Raw genomic sequence first — 20,932 nt, forward strand, 5'->3', positions numbered from 1 at the left:
CCCATGTCAGAACTTCTCCGGGAAGATCAGCGCCACGACGAGGTAGCCGACGAGCGCGACGGCCACGACCAGACCAGCGATGTTCTCGGCACTCACAGCTTCTCCACCCCCCGCGCGATCAAGGCGATGACGGCGAACACGGCGACCGTGACACCGACGTAGATGAGATCGGACATGGACTCCACCAGACTGGCTAGAGGACGTGCTCGCGAGCGGACAGGACGGCCTCGCGGCACCGGCTGAAACCGGCTGGAGCAGCAAACCAGCAGGCGGGAGCGCGCAGCGTTTCCCTTATGCCGTCCATACGGGTGATGCGGAAACCTTGACGCGGCCCTGATATCCACGTCATGCGCCCGAGACCTCAGGTTGTCCCAAACGTTTCGGTCCGTGCAGAAACGGCCGCCCCGGCCCTCGTCCACCGCTCGACGTCGGACATGCCTCGGCCCCCGAGACCCACTGTCCGCACAGCCGGACGGCGGGCCTCGGGGGCCGAGGGATGCACCTGGTGCCGGTGGCACGCGGCACCAGGTGGGTCTACGGGGTCAGCTCTGCCCGGCCTTGCGGCCGTGGTTCGCCTTCTTCTTACGCCGGGCCTTCTTCTTACGGGCACGCTTGGACATCGCGCTCCTTCTCTTGACCGTCGGGTTGAGGCATCGGATCGGGGCGGTTCAGACCGCCTGGCCGACCAGCTGGTCGGCGAGCTTGGCCAGCCGCTTCACCGAGCGCACCTCGTGGACGGCCGCCGCGGTCGGCGCGATGACGGCACCGTCGAAGTAGGCACCGTTGGTGACGACCGTCTCAGGCAGGCAGAGCCGGACGACCGCCGCCGCACCTTCCGCCGCCGGCGCGCCGACCCGCCCGTACAGCGGCAGCAGCGCGGTGTCGCACAGGCCCGGGTTGAGGCTGACGGCGGTGATGCCGGAGCCGCCCGGAGCCATCTCGGTGGTCGCCATGGTGAGCGCCAGCTGCGACTGCGCGTACGCGGCGACCCGCGAGTACCTCTTCACCCGGTGCGGGTCCGACCAGTTCATCGACGCGGTGCGGTGCAGCGAGGAGGAGACGTTGACGATCCGGGCGTCGCCGGCCGCCGAGAGCGGAGCCCGCAGCAGCTTCGCCAGCAGGTGCGCGGCCAGGAAGTTGACCTGCAGCGAGACCTCGTTGCCGTCGTCGGTCAGCGTGCAGCGCTCGGGCGCCATCACGGCGGCGTTGTTCACCAGCAGATCCAGCGCCGGGTAGTGCTTGACCACCGTGCCGGCCAGCACCGCGACCTCCGACAGCTTGGTGAAGTCGGCGGCCAGCTCGACGAGTTGGTCCCGCCGGGCGCCCACGTCGACCAGTCGGGCGACGGCCGCCTCGGCCTCGGCGGTGGTCCGGGCGTGCACCAGCACGGTGGCACCGTGCCCGGCCAGCAGCCGGGCGGTCTCCCAGCCGATGCCGGAGGAGGCACCGGTGACGAGGGCGGTACGGGCGGACAGAACAGCGTCGGACATGACCCATCCAAGGGTGGAAGGCGCCGACGGGGTGCGGAGGCAGCGCGGCACGAAGCCGCTCGCCTCCGGGGCCGTCGGCGCGAACAGGGTGTGATGCGATGAGAGCGCTCGCCCGTCCCCTGCCCTCGGAGCCGGTTGGGGCAGGGGACGGGCGGCGGTGATCGGCACGGGCACGACGAACGGAGCCGGGCCCGTGCACGCCGCCGGCGACCAGCGGGAAGGAGCTCGGTCCTACCGGACGGCAGTGGCGACCGCGACAGCGACGATCCGCGGCCGACTATGCGGCGGGCGGTCGTGGTGGCGTGTCGAGCGGTGCATGTCCCCCATCAAAGCCTGCCCGGATGTCCGGGGCAAGCTTGTTCACCCTCCCTGATGAACCCCTGACGCACAGTCGACGCATCGTTGATGCTCCTGCCCCGACAACCGTTGGTTTTCCGGCACTCGCCAATGTTTCGTCAGCAAGGACCCTTCCGCTGCCAGGCTTTCGTCAAAGAGCCGACGCACGGTCGTCGCGGTCCGCCGTACTGGACGGATGTCCGTTACAGCCCTTCCCGCCACCGCCTGGGACACCCCCGAGCGACCCGGCGCGAGCCTCCTTCCCGCCCACGTCGCGCGAAGCGCCCACGGCGGCTGGTGGACGGACGACACCGACGCACCCGGGGAACTGCTGGTGCACTGCGGGCCGGGAGGGGGTGCCGGGCCCCCGGGACAGCCCCCGGGAGCCCGGCGTCAGGCCCGTCCCCCCAGGGGATGTCCTGCGGGCCTGGGTCAGGAGATCGACCACCGCTGCAGCGGCGAGCCGGTGTCCGGCTGCTGCGTCACCTGGGCGCCGTCGGCACTTGAGTCGGTGGTGAGCAGGAGGCCGCTGCGGGCCGAGGTGACGGCGTACGAGCCGTCGGCCGTCAGCCGGACGTTCCAGTGCTGGTTGCTCCCGCCGCTGCACGGCCACTGGATCACCTGGGCGCCGGCGGCGGTGGAGCCGCCGGTGACATCGGCGCACATCGAGGAGCGGCCGTTGACCAGTTCGTACGAGCCGTCGGGCTGCGGGCGGAACTGCCAGAGCTGGTTGCTGCTCCCGGAGGTGGTCCAGGTGATGAGGTGGTTGCCGGCGGTGGTGCTGTTGTCGGCGTCGTCGAGGGCCTTGCCGCCCGTGGTCAGTGTGTGGTTCCCGCTGAACGCCGGGGTGACGCTCCAGGTGAGGGAGGTCGAGGCGCTCGCGGTGCCGGAGGAGGCGGTGACGGTCACGGTGGCGACCCCGGCGGCGGTCGGGGTTCCGGAGATCAGGCCCGAAGGGCTGACGGAGAGCCCGGCGGGCAGGCCGGTCGCCGAGAAGGTGAGCGGCTTGCCGGCGTTGTCGGTCGCGCTCAGCTGCACCGACGCGGCCTTGCCGACGGTGCCGGACTGGTCGCCGGGGCCGGTGAGCACGACCGTCTCGGGGGCCTTCCCGGCCGGGGTGAAGGCGAGGGTCTGCTCGTCGGCGGTGCGGCCGCCACCGACCGTGCTGCCGGTGGCGTCGGTCCAGGAGCGGGCGGGCGTGGTCTCGGTGAGCCGGTCCGCCGTGCCGGACAGGCTGATCACCAGGCTGCTGTAACGGTTCACCAGCTGGAACCCGCCCTTGCCTGCCGTGCTGGGGACGATGAACCACTGCTGGCCGACGGTGGCGTTCCCGCCGACGGCGTCAGTGACGGTCAGCCCTGCGCCCCAGGCCCGGCCGGCCGTCGCGGTGGAGTCGACGCCCAGCAGCTGCCCGGTGGCGGCGTTCGCGATCCGGTACGCGCCGTCGCCGTCGGCCAGGAAGCTCCAGGACTCGCGGGCGGAGCCGCTGGGCCACGCCGTGGAGGTGGTGGCGGAGCCGCCGTCGGCCTGGGCCAGCACGCGGCCGTCACCGTTCTGGATCCGGTAGGTCCTGGTCAGGTCGACCGGAGGGGCGGCCGGCGCGGAGGAGCCGATGGTGATGTCGGCGTACTCGCCGTCGGAGGTGGCGCAGGCGATGGAGCAGTACGAGCGGAAGGTCTTGCCGATGACCGTGCCGCCGGTCCGGCTGGCGGGGTCGAGCATCCAGCGGTACCAGGAGCCGGAGGTGTAGCCACTGCCGCTGTCGCCGAGCAGGGACCACTGCTGGGTGGCGAGGTCCTTGGTGGCGTAGAACTGCTGCGGTGCGGTGCCCGAGACCACCTCGGGTTCGCCGATGTACAGGCCCAGGTAGGCGTCGTAGGCGATGTTCATGATGAACAGCGGCGACTTGGCCGGGAGTTGGCCGGCCGCGACCTGCTGGTCCACCGAGCCGGGGGTGCTCGGGCGGTAGTCCTTCGCGGGCGGGGTGTACCCGGTCGGCGCGGCCGGGGTGACCGGCAGCATGTTGCTCTCCAGGCCACCCTCCCCCGGCTGTGCCCAGTTGCCGTCGTACCACTTCTGCCACGAGCCGGGCGCCATCTTCGCGGCGATGGGGGCGCGCGCGACGTGGGCCAGGCCGCCGTTGCCGCCGCCGACGCCGGCCTTCGGGATGATCCGGGAGCCGTAGTAGACGTAGAAGTAGCCCGAGGCAGTGTCGACGAACAGGCGGGGGTCCCCGTCGCCGTAGTCGTAGGTCTGGTTGGGGAAGGCGGCATCATCCCCACGGGTGGTGCTGTACGGCGAGGTGATGACGTGGTCCTTGATGGACCAGGTCTTCCCCTGGTCGGTGGAGACCGCGTAGTCGATCGCGTCGTAGTGCAGGCCGTCACCGAAGGGCTGGGGGGTGAACTCGTTGTGCACCAGCCCGTACCAGTCCCCGGTGTCCGGGTCGACCCAGGTCCCGACCAGGTCGCAGAAGTTCTGCTGCGAGTACCCGGAGCCCTGGGGCGCCCTGCTGGCCTCCAGGCCGGTGGGGCTGTTGTCGCACCGCCAGGTGGTGTCGTTGTTGCGGTCGTCGGGGTTGGAGGGGTCGACCGCGTCGCTGATCGCGGCCGAGCGGGTGGCGCTCTCGAAGTCCGTGCCGGTGTAGAAGCCCCACTGCCGGGAGTCGCTCGCGCCGTACAGCGAGTGCGACTGCTGGAAGTAGAACGTGCCGTCCTTGTCGGTGTAGACGCTCGCCGGGGTGTCATCCGGGTACGCGTACGAGCCGGTCTTCCCGATCGAGATCGTGTAGGTGGCGCCGGCGTGCTTGGCGGCCGCCGGGGTGGCGGCCAGCGTGCCGGTACCGAGGGCGGCCAGGGCGGCGGCGGTGAGAGCGCCGACCCATCTGGTACGTAGAGCTGACACTGCTACTCCTCTTCCGTGGCGGGGCGCGCCGTTGCGCCCCTGGTGTGGGGGGTGCGGAACGGGAGAGTGGTCGGTGGGAGGCGGCGGCTCAGCCGTCCGCCATCCGGAAGTCGTACTGCGGCGGGACGGGCGTGCCGGGGTGGACGGCGAGCCAGAGCGTGTCCAGGGAGAGTTCGCCCTCGCGCATGTTGTCGACCTGGATGCCCTCGGACAGCAGGCGCCGGACGCGCTCGTCGTCGCCCGAGGCGTGCGCCGCCTCCGCCTCGGCCAGCCTGATCCTGCCGTGCGCCCGGTCGGCCGCCGGCAGTGCCTCGATCAGCGCGAGTGCCTCGGCGGGGCGCTCGGCCCGGCGCAGCGCCTCCAGCGTCTCGATCGTCAACTCCAGCAGACCGGGCCGGAGTCGGTGGGCCGAGAGGGCGAGGTCGGCGGCCTGCTGCCGGTCCGGGGTCAGGAAGGCGAGCGCCCGCAGCGCCCAGGGGGAGGACTGCACGGCGATCGAACGCTGGAAGGCCTCACGGGCGGCCTCCTGGTCCCCGGCCGCCAGGCGCAGCAGCCCGAGCTGGTACAGCGCGTGCCAGTCCGCGGCCCCCGCCTCCAGCAGCGCCCGCCAGTGCACGCCCGTGACCGGCTCGGCCGGCGGGTCGCAGACCGGGAGCGTGCCGGTCTCGAGGAGTCGGCGCCAGGGTTCCTGGGCATCGGTGGGCACGCCGAAGGGCAGCAGCGGAGACGCTGCCAGGGCGCCCGTCTCGATCTCCAGGGCGGCCCAGCCACTGCCGGTGGCCAGAAGTTCCTCCGGTTCGCCGAACTCGGCGGCAAGCGCCTCCGCCAGGTCTACTTGCAACGGCGAGACCAGCGCGTTCAGTGCCTCGCCGACGGCTGCCCGGGCGGTCTCCCAACTCCCGTGCACGGCCACGGGGTCGGCCTGCAGCAGCCCGTACGCCTCGGTCCAGGACCAGGTGGCGCCGGCGGGCATCGGCAGGTGTTCCAACTGGGTGCGGGCCAGGCCGGCCTGGATCTCCAGGTAGGCGGAGTCCGGGCCGGAGAGCCACTCCTGCCAGTGCTTTCCGCCGGTGCCGGTACCCCAGCAGAACAGTTTGCGTCCGCGCAGCCGCGCGGTGGAGGTCTGGACGAGCCCGGTGCCGCGCTCGTCGAGCGCGGCGATCCAGGGGCGTTCGCCGCCGGGGAGGTCGAGGAAGTAGTCGGCGGCGCACGGGACCCGGCCGGGGTAGCTGTGGTCGGCGCCGTCGAGCTGCGGGAAGGGGACGCGTCGCAGGTCGCTGACGTAGTCGCAGTGAAAGGCGTGGTCGGCCGGGCCGAGGACGCGAACGTCCCGGTCCTGCGGCACGGCGATGTTGGACCACCAGTAGACCGGGGTCTCGGTCGGCGCGGGGTTGTGCACGGCGATGTGGACGTACAGCACCGGGGAGCCGGCGGGCAGCCAGGTGTCCATCCGCAGGACCAGGCGCCGCAGCCGTTCGAAGGCATACATCCTCAAGCCCGGGGTGCCGTCCGGCGCGGTCACCCGGGCGGCGTGCAGCGGCTCGCAGGTCAGCGGCCAGTGCCCGGTGGTGCCGAGGTTCCACTCCACCCCGCCGGCCAGCCAGGCGTCGCGCAGCGCGAGGTTGGCGGGCTGGAGGATCCGGTTGCGGTGCAGCAGCTCCCGCCCGCTGGGTCGGTGGACCAGCGACCACAGCCGCCCGCCGAGGGAGGGCAGAAAGGTCGCGGTCAGGGTCGCGTTCTCCAGCACCACGCAGGGGACTTCGCGCTCCGCGCGGTCGCGGTCGTACCCGCCCTGCCGGGTGTACGGCAGCAGGGTGTGCGGCACCCCGTAGGCCAGGTTGTGGCGCATCTCGTCATCGACCCCGACGCCGGCGGCGGTCTGTTGCGGCAGGCCGTGCAGGATCGGCAGGGTGCCGCCGACCGGGTTGGGGGTGCCTACGATGCGGAGCAGGTCGGTACGCAGTGTCGAGGTCATTTGCCGATCCCAACCGTCATGCCCTGGATGATCCGCGAGCCCATCCAGGAGAAGAGCGCGATCATCGGGGCGAGGATGATGCAGACTCCGGCGAACATCGTGCCGTAGTCCAGGCCGTTGAACTGCTGTGCTGCGACGAAGGAGGAGAGTGCCACCGGGAGGGTGATCTTCCCTTGGCTGTTCGTCAGTACGAGGGCGAACAGGGTCTCGTTCCAGGCGGTGATGAACTGCAGGAGGAAGGCGGTGATCAGCCCGCCCCGGGCGACCGGGAGCACCACCTGGACGAAGGTGCGCAGGGGGCCCGCGCCGTCCAGGACGGCCGCCTCCTCCAGCACGCCGGGGATGCCGCTGAAGAAACCGGTCAGCAGGAAGACCGTGAAGGGCATGGCCAGGCCGACGTAGACGAGCCCGAGGCCGAGGTCGCTGTCGGTCAGGTTCACCCGGGACAAGCCGACGAACAGCGGCACCACCAGGACCTGGCCGGGTACGCCGAGGCCCATGGCGAAGGTCATCGTCAGCGCCGAGGAGGTGCGTGAGCGGCGCCGGGCGAGTGCGTACGCGCAGGGGGCGGCGAGGGCGACCGCGACCACGGACGAGAGACCGGCGGTGACCACGCTGTTGAGAGCCGCCTGCGCGAAGCCGCCCTCGTCGAGCGCGGTGGTGTAGTTCTCGGTCCTGGCCCTGGTCGGCAGCCCGAAGGCGTGGTGCAGGATGTCGGGGCCGCCGCGCAGCGAGGTCAGCAGGATCCACAGGACCAGCAGCAGGTCGGCGGCGACGACGATCCAGACGGCGGCCGTCCCGATCCGGGTCGCGAGTCCCGTGGAACCGCGTCCGCTTCTGCTTCTGCTTCGCACGGGTGATGGCCTTTCTGATGGCGGTGTGGGGGCGGGGACGCGGCGGGTCAGTACTCGATCGGGTCGCGGCGCAGCAGGCGGCGCAGCACGACGGTGATCAGGGTGACCATGGCCAGGCTGACGATCGCGGCGGCGGTGGCCATGCCCAGCCGGGGGACGGTGCCCTGTGGGAAGGCCTCGGTGTACACGTACACGGCGGTGTTCCAACTGCTCACCGGCGGGTAGGCGTTGGTGCTGCCGCCGTAGAGCAGGATCAGCTCGAAGATCTTCACCGAGCTGACCGTCCACAGCACGGCGCAGACCGCGATCACGTCCCAGGCGCAGGGCAGGGTGATGTGCCGGAAGCGCTGGAACGGGCCGGCGCCATCGAGTTCGGCCGCCTCGTAGAGGTAGTCGGGGATCTGGTCGACCGCCGCCATGATGATCGAGGTGTAGTAGCCCGTCGCCGTCCAGACCAGGGCGCCCAGGACCATCGGGAGCAGGTTGTCCGTCGACAGCCACTTCGGCGGCGTGGTCACTCCGAACAGCTTCAGCGCCTGGTTGACCGGGCCGGTGGGCGAGAACAGGAAGCCGGCGGCGATGCCGAAGACCATGCCGTTGACCAGCGAGGGGAAGAACAGCACGGACCGCGCGAACAGCTTGGCCCGCATCTCGCGCAGCACCAGGGTCAGCGCGAAGCTGATCACGAAGGTGATCGTGCCGCCGATGACCATCAGTTCCAGCGTGTTGAACAGGGAGGTGCGGAACCTCGGGTCGCGGAACAGCAGGGTGTAGTTCTGCAGGCCGCGCCAGTCCATCGCGCCCATGCCGTCCCACTTGTACAGGCTGGTCCACAGCGCGTAGCCGACCGGGGCGACGAACAGCACCGCGTACACGATCAGCGCGGGCGCGGTGAACGGCCAGAACATTCGGCGGCGCTGGCGCTCCAGCGGGCCGACGCCGGTACGGGCAGCGCGCTCGGGCCTGCCCCGGACGGCGTCCGTCCGGGGCGGGTTGTCGATCGTCGTCGCCACCGTCAGCCCTGGGTCTGCCAGTAGGTGACCTGGTCGGCCTTGCACTTGGCGACGAACTGGGCGGCCGTGGTCTTGCCGTGCCAGAAGTCCAGGTAGTTCTCGTTCAGGACCTTGGGCAGCCAGCTGCCGCCCGCGCCGTCGAAGCCGAGGCGCACGGTCGGGGAGGCGAGGGCCTGCTGGGCACCGGCCAGCTCGGCGGGCGCCGGGATGTCGGTGCGCGGGGTGATGTTGAGCGCGGTGGTCGAGATCCCGGACAGGTGCTTCTTCTGCAGGAAGAAGGCGATGAACTTCTGCGCGGCGGCCGCGTTCCTGGCTCGCTTGGGGATCGCGAAGCCGATCAGGCCGGCGTCCGGGGCCTTCGCGGTGGGCGGCAGCATCGAGGCCGTCTTCCAGCCGGCCGGGACCTGCTTGGCCACCTCGGCGGTCACGTAGTTGCCGTCCATGTAGAAGGCGGCCTTTCCGGCCGTCCAGTTGGTCTCCTGGGCCGGGAACTTGGTCGCGTCGTAGCCGGGGATCAGGTGACCGCCCTTGACCAGCTGCTCCACCTGCTGCGCGGCGGTGAGAACCGCCGGGTTGTCCCAGCTCGCGCCGGACTTGTCGGCGGAGAGCTGGGCGACGTTCACGCCGGTGCCGTTGAGCAGGTAGTCGAAGTACAGCGCGTTGCTCCAGGGGTCCTCGCCCTCGGAGGCGATGCACGCCTTCCCGGCCGCCTTCAGAGCGTCGCAGACCTTGAGCAGTCCGGCCCAGTCGGTGGGCGGGGTCGGCATGGCCGCGGTGACGGCGGGGTCGGCCGCGTTGTAGAACATGGCGTTGGTGACGACCTCGTACGGGATGATGTAGTGGTTGGAGCCGGACGGGTCCTTCGGCAGCATGTCGAAGTACTTGGCCGGGATGACCTGGGAGACCGGGACGTTCTCCTCCGGCACCTGTAGCTGCAGTACGGGCGAGAGGTCCAGTGCCTGTCCGGCGGAGGCGGTGGCGCCGTAGACCTTGTCGTCGGATTCGTCCCACAGGTCCGGGGCCTGGTTGGCGGCGATCGCCGGGCTGATCTTCTTGGCGATGTCGCGGCCGGCCCAGGTGACGTTCACCTTGGCGCCGGTGGTGGCGGTGAAGTCGGCGATCGCGGCCTTCAGCACCTGGGCCTGCGGCTCGTCGGCGCGCCACATCGACCAGTAGGTGAAGCTGCCGCCGGACTTCGCGTCGTCCCCCGAACTGCTGCTGCAGGCGCTCACTGCGAGCGCGAGTGCCACGGCGGTGGCCGCGCCGACGACGCGGCTTGCGGACGTGGTCGTTCTGCCCATGGGTGGTTCCTCTCGGAGGCGCGAGACGCCGCGCGGACGGGTCGTCAGCCTGGCCAGGAGACGGGGGCATTGCTGGATGGCTGGGACGATACGGGCGGGTTGACCGGTAAATCAAGGGTCATGGCAGAATCCCCTGCCAGGTCGTTCCGCTATGGCGCCATCCTGGCGACGAATCATCAAGTCATAGGCAGAGCAAGGGTTTGGGCCAACCTTGACGGCCCTTCGTCGGTACCCTACGTTTCACCGAAAGCAAGTTGACCGGTAAAATCGAAGGATCCAGTCATGGTGACGATGCAGGACGTGGCCGAGCGCGCCGGGGTCACGAAGCAGACCGTCTCCAACGTCATCCGGGGCCGGGGAGCCATGAGCCCGGCGACTGCCGCCCGGGTGCGCGCCGCGATCGAGGAGCTGGGCTACACGCCCAACCTCGTCGCGCGTTCCCTGGCGACCGGCGCCACCAGGACGGTGGGCCTGTTCGTCCCCACCGTGACGGGCTCGTTCTACGCCGACATCGTCGAGGAGGTCGAGGACGTCCTCGACGAGAACGGCTACCACCTGCTGCTGTGCACCACACGCCTCGACGGCGAGCGCGCCAAGCGCCACCTGGCCGGCCTGACCAGCCGCTCGGTGGACGCCCTACTGATCGCCGGCGACCGGGACCTGATCGACCACCTACCGCTGCTGGCCGAGGCCTCCTTCCCGGTCGCCCTGTGCGCCTGGGAGACCGACGCCCCCGACCGCTTCCCGGTGGTCACCATCGACTACGAACGCGCCGGCTACCTGGCCGGGCGCCACCTGCGCGAACTCGGCCATGAGCGGGTCGCCGTGCTGGCCAGCCCCGACCACGGCCCGCGGGTGGCGGGCTTCCGGCGCGCCTTCGCCGCCGACGGCCGTACCGTCCCCGACACCGCCGTCCACTTCGCACCCGAGCCCACCCCCGCAGGCGGCTTCGCGGCGGCGAACGCGGCACTGGCCGCCGACCCCGGCGCCACCGCGCTCTTCGCCACCCACGACGTCCTCGCACTCGGCGCCCTGGAGGCCGCCCGGGCCGCCGGCCGCTCCGTCCCGCACGACCTGTCGATCGTCGGACACGACGACAACCCGGAGGTCGGAGTCTCCCGGCCGGCCCTCACCAGCGTCGCCATCCCCAAGCGGGAAATGGCCCGCGAGGCCATCGAGCTGCTGCTGCGCGCCCTCACCAAGTCTGGCGCGCCGGCCAACTCACTCCAACTGCTGCGCCCCGAGCTGATCGTCCGGGACAGCACCGGCCCGGCCGGCAGCCGCTGATCCTCCGCCTGGGCCACCAACTCCCCCAAAGGAAACCGCCCTTGACGTCGGTTCCTGCCCCCGGCGCCGAACGCCTCTGGTACCGCCGACCCGCCGGCTCCTTCCTGGGGGCCCTACCGCTGGGCAACGGGCACCTCGGCGCGCTGTTCCACGGCGGCGTGGGCGGGTCCGGCGCGGGCGAGACCGTGCACCTCAACGTCGACACCCTGTGGTCCGGCGGCCCCGGGCCGCGCGACCGCACCGATGCCGGCGCGCGCCTCGGGGAACTGCGCACCGCCGTCCTGGCCGACCACGACTACGCCCGCGCGGAGGCTCTGGCCACCCGCGTGCAGGGCCCGTACTCGGAGGCCTACCAGCCGCTCGCCACCCTCCAATTGGATCTCGGCGACGGACCGTTGGACGACTACGTACGTTCACTGGACCTCGACGAGGCCGTCCACCGGGTCTCGTACCGGACAGGCGGCGCGGAGATCCTGCGCGAGTCCTACGTCTCGGCCCCGGCCGACGTCCTGGTCACCAGGATCACCTCCTCCACACCCGGGCGGATCGACCTCACCGTCCGGTTCAGCACCGCGCACCCGGACGCGCACGGCGGCGGCGCCGGCCCCGACCGCCTGCTCCTCTCCGGCCGGGCCCCTGCGCACGTGGCCTTCGGCGAGCCGAACCCGGTGCGTTACCGCCCGGACGAGGGCATGGGCTTCGCGGCCGGGCTCCGGGTGGTGCCCACCGGCGGCCGGGTCGAGCGGACGACGGGCGCGGTGACGGTGCGCGGCGCCGATGAGGTGCTCCTGTTGGTCGCCGCCGCAACCGGCTACCGCGGCTACACCGAGCCCCCGGCCGGCCCTGACGACGGACCGGTGGAGCAGGTCGAACGGCGCCTGGACGAAGCCGCCGACCGACCGTACGGACAACTGCTCGCCGAGCACCTCGCCGACCACCGGCGGCTGTTCCGCGCCACCACGCTGCGACTCGGCAGCGACCGCCCGGACGACCTGCCCACCGACGAACGGCTCGCCGCCGTCCGGGCCGGCGGTGACGACCCCGCGCTGACGGCCCTCCAATTCGCCTACGGCCGCTACCTGCTGATCGCCTCCTCGCGCCCCGGCAGCCAGCCCGCCACCCTGCAGGGCATCTGGAACACCGAGGCGGCCCCGCCGTGGAACTCCAACTGGACGACCAACATCAACCTGCAGATGAACTACTGGCACGCCGAGACCACCGGTCTCGCCCCGTGCCACGAACCGCTCTTCGACCTGATCACCGATCTCGCCCGGACCGGCGCCCGGACCGCCGCCGCCTACTACGGCACCGGCGGCTGGACCGTCCACCACAACGTCGACCTGTGGCGCTCCGCCAACCCCGTCTCCGGCTCGCCCTCCTGGGCGAGCTGGCCGATGGCCGGCGCCTGGCTCTGCGCGCACCTGTGGGAGCACCACCTCTTCACCGGGGACCACGACTTCCTTTCCGCCCGCGCCTACCCGCTGATGCGCGGCGCCGCCCGCTTCCTGCTCGACTTCCTCACCGAGGACCGAGACGGCCACCTGGTCACCTGCCCGTCCACCTCCCCCGAGCACCACTTCCGACTGCCCGACGGCACCCTCGCCGCCGTCTCCGCCTCGGCCACCATGGACCACTGGCTGACCAGCGAACTCTTCGCCAACACCGCCTCCGCCGCCCGCGTGCTCGGCGTGGACGCCGACCTGGCCGACGCGCTGGACGCGGCCCGTGCCCGGCTCCGTCCCCCGCCGACCGGCGAGGACGGCCGCCTGCTCGAATGGTGGGAGGACCTCCCCGAGGAGGACCCCGGCCACCGACACCTGTCGCACCTCTACGGCCTCCACCCCGGCAGCGCCATCGACCCGCTCACCGACCCGGCCGCCACCGAGGCCGCCCGACTGGCCCTGGCCCGCCGCCTCGACCACGGCGGCGGATCGACCGGCTGGAGCCTGGCCTGGGTGGCCGCCCTGGCCGCCCGCCTCGGCGACGCCGACCTCGCCCACCGCAGCGTGCGCGGCCTGCTGGCCGACTACTCCGCCCCCAATCTCTTCGGCCTGCACCCGCCGGACCTGTTCCAGATCGACGGCAACTTCGGCGCCACCGCCGCCGTCGCCGAGATGCTGCTGCAGAGCCACAACGGCATCCTGCGGCTGCTGCCCGCCCTGCCCGAGGCCTGGCCGAGCGGCCACGTCGAGGGGCTGCGCGCCCGCGGGGGTCTCACCGTCGACCTCCGCTGGGACAGCGGCCTCCTGACCGAGGCGACCGTGCACAGCACCCGTTCGCAGGCCCTCGACCTCCTGCTTCCCACCGGCACGCCCGCGCCCACGGTGACCGACCCGACCGACCGGGTTGTCACCGCGACAGCCACCCCCACCCCGGCCGGGCTGCGTCTGACCACACAGCTCAACCGGGAAGGGGGCCACCGGATCCGCGTGCCCGACTGATCGGGCCCGGTACGTCAGTCCACGGCCACCCCGCCGGTCAGCGGCCACGCCAGCCGGCCCAGCAGGCCCGCGACCAGCGCCGTCTGGGTCACCACGGTGTCGGGGTAGATGAATTCGCCCTGGGCGTGGGCGCCGTCGCCGACCGCGCCCATGCCGCACAGCACCGGCCGCCCAAGGTCGATCTCGGCCCGCTCGGCGGCGTCGAGTCCGGCATCCGGCTCGCCGGTCCCGGGGTCCGAGCGACGGGCCAGGAACCGGTCGGCCACGACCGTGATCACCAGCGCCATCAGGACCGACGAGGCGACCCCGAAGAAGTAGTTCGCCACCTGGCTGGTTGGCATCCGGGGCCGGGCACGTCGCGTGGAACCGGTGGTGCTACGGCAGGGTCCAACGCTGGTTGGTGCCGCCGTTGCAGTCCCAGATCTCCAGCCGGGTGCCGTTGGCGGTGGCGAAGGCCGGGTCGTCGAGGCAGCGGCCGGACTGGGTGCTCTTCAGTGTGCCGTCCGGCTGGGGCGTCCACTGCTGGTTGGCGCCGCCGTTGCAGTCCCACAACTCGACGAGGGTGCCGTTGAGGGTGCCGCCGCCGGTCACGTCGAGGCACTTGCCGTTGTGGGTGAGGGTGCCGTTGGACCAGGTCCACACCTGGGCGCCGCCGCCGTTGCAGTCCCAGAGCTGGACGGCGGTGCCGTTGGCGCTGGAGTTGGCGTTGTCGTCGACGCACTTGCCGGGCAGGGCCGAGGTGACCGGGCCGGTGTGAGTGGTCGGCGTGCCGGGGGTGAGAGCGAAGTTGTCGAACTGGTCGGTCTGGTAGCCGGTCACGCCGAGGCCGGCCTGGCCGTTGGTGTAGCTGGCGTCGGTGGCGCTGCCGACCACGACGCCGTCGATGCTGGCGGTGAGGGTGGTGTTCTGCATCGACAGCGCGACGGTGTGCCAGCTGCCGGTGCCCGGCGCGGTGGTGGTGCCGCTGGCGAGGGTGGCGAAGTTCCAGCTGGTGTCGCTCTTGTCGATGGACCAGGCTCCGGTGTCGCTGACCCGCAGGTGGTAGGCGTTCAGGCCGTTGTTGTTGCGGCCCTGCTGGTTGACCCGGCCGAGGACTTCGACGCTGCTCGGCTGCTCGAACAGGGTGTCGGTGGTGACGGTGTAGTTGGACCAGTTGCCGTCGCCCATCATCGTGTACGGCGCGTTGTACTTCTCGTCGGTCCAGCGGATCGGCGAGGTCGGGGCCATCTGGCGCAGGCAGGTGCCGGTGCGGCCGCCGCCGCACGCGACGGTCCGGAAGGCGCCGTTCATGTCCGTGAAGTACTTCGGCGAGGTGGTCGTCGCGGGCGTCTCGAAGTCGTCCGCGTACGGGAGTTGGAGTGGGGCGGCGGCCGGCGGGGTGGCGGTGCCCTTGCCCTGGCCGGTGGTGGTGGTCACGGTGTAGACGTGCCCGGGCTGGAGGGTGAGCGTGTACGAGCCGCCCTGCGGCGTGATGTCCGGGGTGTGGACGAACCAGTCCGCGGGGTTGGTCGAGCCCAGGTCGGTGGACCAGACGTGGACCGCGCCGGTGGACAGGCCGCCGGTGACGGTGAAGCTCGCGGTCTGGGCGGCGGTGGCGTCCATGGTCTCGATGACGGTGCTGTAGTCGGTGTTGTTGGCCGACTTCAGCGTGACGTAGCTGCCGTTGGTGCGCGCGCCGCCGAGGTAGCCGCTCGCGGAGTCGATGTAGTGCCAGCCGGGCTGGGTGAACTGGGCGGTGTGCGCGGTGACCCAGGTGGTCTTGCCGATCGTGTAGTTGCCGGACCACGGCTCGTTGGCGATCGACATGCCGTCGGTGGAGAAGAACAGGTTGGGGTAGAGCGCGGCGATGACCGGCCAGTTGATGAAGGAGGTCATCTTGCCGTCGAGGTAGTCGCGGTTGATCCCGCGCGCGACCGCGCCGGCACCGTCGTTGGCGTCCTCGGAGCCGTTCTCGCTCGCCCACAGCGGCTTGCCGAGCGCCTTGGCGTTGGGGGTGCTGGGGCAGTTGGTGAAGGAGCTCATGTAGCCGCAGGGGTAGTGCACGCCGACGATGTCGACGGCGTTCCTGAACGCCGGGTCGGTCGCCATGGCGTCGGCCACGGCCCAGGTGTCGTCGGCGGCGACGACCTTGGTGGCGCCGTAACCGTGCGAGACCAGCGAGCTCTTGAGGTTCTCGTACCAGGCGGCGTTGAAGCTGCGCTCGTTCCACCCGCCGAGGTAGGAGACGTTCAGGTGGTGCTGGGCGGCGCAGCCCATCCAGGACATCAGGTAGTCGATGGTGTCCTGGGACCAGAAGTTGCCGCCGCTGTCGGTGTTGCCGATCCAGCCAGGGGCGCCCCAGGACAGGCCGTAGAACTTGATGTCCGGGTTGCGGGCCATGGCCTGCTCGGCGAGCCACCATTCGTAGCCCTGGTTGCAGTCGACGGTGCCCTTGGTGTGCTCGATGCTGGGCTCGGCGCCGTCGGTGGAGTTGGTGTCGCCGCCGATCTCCAGCTTCAGCACCTGCAGTGAGGCGCCGTAGCCGGGCTTGAACAGGTAGTCCAGCAGCTGGCTACGCTGAGGCTCCGGATAGTCGACCAGCAGCCGGGAGTTGCCGCCGCCGCCGGAGATCGCGCCGACCCCGTCGAAGGTCAGGCCCGGCTGAGTACCGTCGACGGTGACGGCGGTCTGGACGGTGGTGGCGGCCTGCACTGCCGGCGTCGTGGCCAGGCCGCCCAGTGCGCCCAACAGCAGGGCTGCGGCGCCGAGGGCGGTGCGGAGTTTCGAAGGCAGGTGTTTGCGGCCCAAGGTGGTCTCCGGGGGCTGGAAGGTGGGGGATGGTGTCCGGTTGCGCCGACCGGCCCGGTCGGACGGTCGGCGCGACGAAGGGGATCAGGACCGTGCCGGTCCCGTTACGAGACGGTCCACCGCTGGTTGGCACCGGTGCCACAGGTCCACTGGATCACCTGCGCGCCGTCCGCCGTCGAGGCACCCGTCACATCCAGACACTTGGAGCTGTTGGCCGACACGATCTGCACGGCGCTGCTGCCGGGCACCGGCACCAACGCCCACTGCTGGTTCGCCTTCCCCGCCCCACAAGTCCACTGGATCACCTGCGCGCCGTCCGTCGTCGAGGCACCCGTCACATCCAGACACTTGGAGCTGTTGGCCGACACGATCTGCACGGCGCTGCTGCCGGGCACCGGCACCAACGCCCACTGCTGGTTCGCCTTCCCCGCCCCACAAGTCCACTGGATCACCTGCGCGCCGTCCGTCGTCGAGGCACCCGTCACGTCCAGACACTTGGAGCTGTTGGCACTGACGACGGTCTGGGTGACCGGTGCGGCGAGCGGGGTGACGGTGGTGTTGGCGAAGTCGACGTGCTGGAAGCCGCCGACGCCCAGGCCGAGCTGCCCGGTGTGGTGGGCGGCGTCGGCGACCGAGGCGACCTGGTTGTGGTCGATCGACGCGGTGATGGTCTGCCCCTGCATGGCCAGCGTGAGGTTGTGCCAGGTGCCGGCGCCCGCGCCGGGGTAGCTGCCGCTGGCGAGCACGGTGACGGCGGCGGAGCGGTCCTCGGTGAACAGGCTCCAGGCGCCGGTGTCGTCGATCTTCAGGTGGCAGGCGCTGCGGTCGTGGTCGACGTGGTCGATGCGGCCGAGCAGTTCGGCCGAGGTGCTGGCCTGTTCGAGGTCGACGTCCGTACTCGCCTGGTAGTGGGTCCAGGACGGGTCGCCCAGGAAGGTGGCCGGGGTGTAGTTCATGTCGGTGTGCCAGGGGGTGGGGGCCTGGGTGATGACCTGGCGCAGGCACATCGGGGTGTTCGCCCCGGCCGGGCAGGGCGCGGTCTCGAAGGCGCCGGCCCAGTCGTGGAAGTAGCGGGCGGTGGCGCCGGCCTGGTAGCCGCTGAGGTCGGCCTGGTACGGCAGTGCCATGGTCGCGGCCGCCGGCGGGGTGGCGCTGCCCTTGCCCTGGCCGGTGGTGGTGCTCAGGGTGTAGACGTGGCCGGGCTGCAGGGTCAGCGCGTACGAACCGGCCTGCGGCGTGACGTCCTGGGTGTGGAGGAACCACTGCGACGGGTCGGTGGAGTTCATGTTGGTGTCCCACACGTGCACCGGGCCGGTGGACAGGCCTCCGGCGACCGTGAAGTTCACGGTCTGCGCGGCGGTGGCGTCGGTGGTCTCGACGACGGTGCTGTAGTCCTGGCCGGATTTGAGCGTGACGTAACTGCCGCTGTGCGGGTCGCCGTTGGTTCCGGTTCCGCTCAGGTAGCCGCCGGCACTGTCCAGGTACTGCCAGCCGGGCTGGGCGAACTGGGTGGTGTGCGCCATCACCCAGATGTCGCGGCCCACCGTGTAGTTGCCGGACCAGGGCTGGTCGGCGGCCATCAGCCCGGCGCCCGCGTAGGGCAGGTCCCCGGGCCAGGATCCGACCAGGGCCCACTTGATGTCCGCAGTGATCCTGGCGTCGATGTACTCGCGGTTGACGTTGCGGGCCAGCGCGCTCGGGTTGATGCTGTCGCTGTCGTTGTCGTCCTCGGCTTGCCAGAGCGGCTTGTTCAGGCTGGCGGCCGTGCTGCTGCCGGGGCAGCCGGCATAGGACGGGGACGAGTGCCAGCAGGTGCCGTGCACGCCGACGACGCCGACGGCCTTGTTGAAGGCGGCGTCGGCGACCATGTCGCCGGCCACCGACCAGTTCGCGTCGTCGTTGTCGGACGCGACCAGCGTGGTCCCGGTGTAGCCGTGACTGTCGAGGAAGGACCGCAGGTTCTCGAACCAGGTCTTGTTGTAGCCGCTCTCGTTCCAGCCGCCGAGAAAGCCGATGTTCAGGCCGTGGCCCTGGGCGCAACCCAGCCAGGACTGGATGTAGTTGATGTTGTCCTGGGACCAGACGCCGCCGTTCAGCCAACCGGGCGCGGCCCACTCCAGGCCGTAGAACTTGATGTTCGGATTGCGGGCCTTGGCCTGCTCCATGATCCACCACTCGTACCCCCGGTCGCAGTTGACGTCGGTGGGGGTGCGCATGTGGGAGGGCTCGGGGCCGTCGGTGGAGTTGGCGTCGCCGCCGATCTCCACCTTGAGCAGTTGGAGCGAGGCGCCGTAGCCGGGCTTGAACAGGTAGTCCAGCACCTGGCTGCGCTGGGGCTCGGGGTAGTCGACCAGCAGCCGCGAGGTCGCCCCGCCGCCGCTGATCGCCCCGAGGCCGTCGAAGGCCCGCCCCGGTGAGGAACCGTCGAGCGTCACCGACTGGGTGGCGGTCGTGGGCGCGGCGAGCGCTGCCGGTGCGCCCACGACGGCTGTCGCGACGCCCAGGGTGAGGGCCACCGCCGCGGCGAACCCTCTGCACAACGGATGGGGGGATCTACTCATGAACTGCTCCTGTCCTGCGGCTCTGGCGGCGTGGGGGTCCGGCAGGACTCGGGTCACGGGAGGATCGGCCGACCGGGTCGCCGAGCGCCGTGTCAGGTTCATGCCGGAATGCCAGGCAGGAGCGTAGACCCAACTTCCAACACCAATCAACAACTTGGCAAGAGATTCAACGTCATCGCCGGGCCGACACCCCCCACCAAACACGACCGGCCGCGCCCCGAGACCGCAGACCCACAGGCGCGGCGCCACCATCACACGAGCCGCGCAGTCGACCATTGACGCCGCCCCAGCTCTGCCGAAAGCTGTCCCGAGCGCCCACCTACCGACCAGTAGGCGCAGTCGAGCACCCCACCCGAACGCCCCTGACCAGGGTGGTCGTCGAGCCACCGACGGAGCGTCCAGATGAGCCCGCACGGCCCGCCGGCCGCCACCGCAGGCCCGTCCGCGCTCGGGCGCGGAAACCGTCCGCCCGACCACCATCCTGCTCGACCCTGCTCGACACGGGGGCAGGCGGGCATGGCGAGACGGCTTCGAAACCACCATGGAGGCAAACCTGAGCTTGACTCAGGCCTGAGCTGGGTGTTCCCTTTTGCCTCAGTGCGTTTGATTGCGGTGATTCCTGATCGATCCTGTTGCTACCGGCTGATCGGCCCCCACCCTCAGGAGCCCCACGATGCACCTCTCCCTCCGCGGCCGCCGACGGCACCTACGACGGCGGCTACCACACCGTGAACGCCCACCACGCGCACCTGGACCAAGCCGCCTCGCAGCACCCCGACCTGGCCACAGCGAGCAGCACCCGGACGGACGGGTTGGCGGGCTCGCCGTCGATCTCCCGGGCGTGCGGGTCGACCGCCCAGACTGCGCCCGCGAAACCGCCCCACCGGATCTTCCCGAGAACGGTCCGCCCGGCCGAGCCCGGCCGCCGGGACACTCCGGCCACCACGACCGAGGCCGGGCGCATCAACGCCCCCGGGCTCGCGGCGTCGGCGCGGCATCGCGCGAGGGCCGGCCGGCCCCGTCCCGGGGCGCCGAACGGCGTTGCGGCCCGGAGTCGCGGAGGGAGACGCTGGTGACGGGACCGTTCACCACTCGACCGCACGATGCGGAGTCCGCCATGCCGATCAGGATCCTGCTGGAGGGGCGCCCCGGCAGCGGGAAGACCACGGCGGTCCGCCGCCTTGCCGTGCTGCTGCGGGCCCGGGAGACCGCCGGCTTCACCACGGAGGAGATCCGTACGGGCGGTGCCCGGGTCGGCTTCGCCCTGGAGACGCTGTCGGGCGAGCGGGCCGTGCTCGCCCACGTCGACCTCCCGGGGCCGCCCCGGGTCGGGCGGTACGGCGTCGATCTGCGGGTCATGGAGCGCCTGGCCCTGCCCGCCCTGGCATGGTCGGCGCGCACCCTCCTGCTCATCGACGAACTCGGACGGATGGAGCTGGCCTACCGCCCGTTCGAGGACGCCGTACAGGCGCTGTTCGCCGCCGACGTCGACGTCGTGGCCACCGTGCAGGCGCAACACGGCCCGTTCACCGACACCCTCAAACGCCGCGCCGACGTCGAGGTGCTCCAGCTCACCCGGGCGAACCGGGACACCCTCCCCGGACAGCTGGCGGCACGCCTGGGGCACTGACCGGACCGTACGGGAGGAGGCATGACGATGGCGGGCCGCCGTGACCGCTGGAGCGCCGCACTGCTGAACGCCTCGACCCGCTGGACCGGGCGTGCCGAACGCTGCGCCCGCTGGACCCGCCGGGGCGTCGCGCGGTGCCGCCGCTGGGCGGCCGAGGGTGCCCAGCGGCCCGGCGAGCTGGCGCCCCCGTCCTGGTTCGCCATCGCCCTCCCGTTCGGCATCGCGTGGTACCGGACTCTCGGCGGCACGGCGCGGGCCTGGTGCCGGGTGAGCAGCGGGTCGTTCCGGGTCCTTGCCCGCGCGCTGGGCGGCCCGGCGCGGCGCGGCGGCTGAGCGGGGCGGCGAGCGGCCCG

Annotated in this window: 13 protein-coding genes and 1 pseudogene; 4 read left to right on the forward strand and 10 right to left on the reverse strand. The window is 71.4% G+C overall.

Going from position 1 to position 20,932, the window contains the following annotated elements; all coding sequences use genetic code 11:
- Positions 1–6 precede the first annotated feature (6 nt).
- The 7 genes from kdpF to ABZW30_RS36300 all read right to left on the reverse strand — a co-directional run bounded on the left by kdpF (position 7) and on the right by ABZW30_RS36300 (position 9,873).
- Entirely contained in the window at positions 7–96 is a 90-nt protein-coding gene (gene kdpF, locus ABZW30_RS36270; RefSeq protein WP_045693083.1) for a K(+)-transporting ATPase subunit F, read from the reverse strand.
- A gap of 572 nt (positions 97–668) precedes the next feature.
- Positions 669–1,490: an SDR family NAD(P)-dependent oxidoreductase gene (locus tag ABZW30_RS36275; RefSeq protein ID WP_355675519.1), complete on the reverse strand. Its 822-nt coding sequence runs from the start codon at positions 1,488–1,490 to the stop codon at positions 669–671.
- Between the two features lie 768 nt (positions 1,491–2,258).
- On the reverse strand, positions 2,259–4,730 hold the full coding sequence (locus tag ABZW30_RS36280; RefSeq protein ID WP_355675520.1) for an RICIN domain-containing protein: 2,472 nt from the start codon (positions 4,728–4,730) through the stop codon (positions 2,259–2,261).
- Positions 4,731–4,818: 88 nt separating this feature from the next.
- Positions 4,819–6,705, reverse strand: a complete 1,887-nt coding sequence (locus ABZW30_RS36285) for a DUF5107 domain-containing protein (protein ID WP_355675521.1) — start codon at positions 6,703–6,705, stop codon at positions 4,819–4,821.
- Positions 6,702–7,559, reverse strand: a complete 858-nt coding sequence (locus ABZW30_RS36290) for a carbohydrate ABC transporter permease (RefSeq protein WP_355675522.1) — start codon at positions 7,557–7,559, stop codon at positions 6,702–6,704. The genes ABZW30_RS36285 and ABZW30_RS36290 overlap by 4 nt, the downstream gene beginning before the upstream one ends.
- A gap of 47 nt (positions 7,560–7,606) precedes the next feature.
- Entirely contained in the window at positions 7,607–8,572 is a 966-nt protein-coding gene (locus ABZW30_RS36295; protein WP_355675523.1) for a sugar ABC transporter permease, read from the reverse strand.
- Positions 8,573–8,574: 2 nt separating this feature from the next.
- Complete coding sequence (locus tag ABZW30_RS36300) at positions 8,575–9,873, reverse strand: ABC transporter substrate-binding protein (protein WP_355675524.1); 1,299 nt, start codon at positions 9,871–9,873, stop codon at positions 8,575–8,577.
- Positions 9,874–10,155: 282 nt separating this feature from the next.
- Between ABZW30_RS36300 and ABZW30_RS36305 the strand changes: the two genes are divergently transcribed.
- On the forward strand, positions 10,156–11,160 hold the full coding sequence (locus ABZW30_RS36305; protein WP_355675525.1) for a LacI family DNA-binding transcriptional regulator: 1,005 nt from the start codon (positions 10,156–10,158) through the stop codon (positions 11,158–11,160).
- 41 nt (positions 11,161–11,201) lie between these two features.
- Positions 11,202–13,601: a glycoside hydrolase family 95 protein gene (locus ABZW30_RS36310; protein ID WP_355675526.1), complete on the forward strand. Its 2,400-nt coding sequence runs from the start codon at positions 11,202–11,204 to the stop codon at positions 13,599–13,601.
- A gap of 14 nt (positions 13,602–13,615) precedes the next feature.
- Here ABZW30_RS36310 and ABZW30_RS36315 read toward each other — a convergent pair.
- From ABZW30_RS36315 to ABZW30_RS36325, 3 genes and pseudogenes are all read right to left on the reverse strand, one after another.
- A pseudogene (locus ABZW30_RS36315) lies at positions 13,616–13,777 on the reverse strand (M20 family peptidase); the annotation flags it as partial.
- A gap of 199 nt (positions 13,778–13,976) precedes the next feature.
- Positions 13,977–16,388: a ricin-type beta-trefoil lectin domain protein gene (locus tag ABZW30_RS36320; protein ID WP_355675527.1), complete on the reverse strand. Its 2,412-nt coding sequence runs from the start codon at positions 16,386–16,388 to the stop codon at positions 13,977–13,979.
- 104 nt (positions 16,389–16,492) lie between these two features.
- The gene (locus ABZW30_RS36325; RefSeq protein ID WP_355675528.1) at positions 16,493–18,949 is read right to left on the reverse strand and encodes an RICIN domain-containing protein; all 2,457 of its coding nucleotides are present in this window, start codon (positions 18,947–18,949) and stop codon (positions 16,493–16,495) included.
- Between the two features lie 1,117 nt (positions 18,950–20,066).
- Here ABZW30_RS36325 and ABZW30_RS36330 point away from each other — a divergent pair.
- Both ABZW30_RS36330 and ABZW30_RS36335 read left to right on the forward strand, forming a co-directional pair.
- Positions 20,067–20,579 carry a nucleoside-triphosphatase gene (locus tag ABZW30_RS36330; protein ID WP_355675529.1) on the forward strand — a complete coding sequence of 171 codons (513 nt, stop codon included), beginning with the start codon at positions 20,067–20,069 and terminating at the stop codon, positions 20,577–20,579.
- A 21-nt stretch (positions 20,580–20,600) separates the two neighbouring features.
- Complete coding sequence (locus ABZW30_RS36335; RefSeq protein WP_355675530.1) at positions 20,601–20,912, forward strand: hypothetical protein; 312 nt, start codon at positions 20,601–20,603, stop codon at positions 20,910–20,912.
- Positions 20,913–20,932: the final 20 nt, after the last annotated feature.

Origin of the sequence: Kitasatospora sp. NPDC004669, from assembly GCF_040609455.1 — a bacterium.
In the GTDB taxonomy this organism is placed as follows: domain Bacteria; phylum Actinomycetota; class Actinomycetes; order Streptomycetales; family Streptomycetaceae; genus Kitasatospora.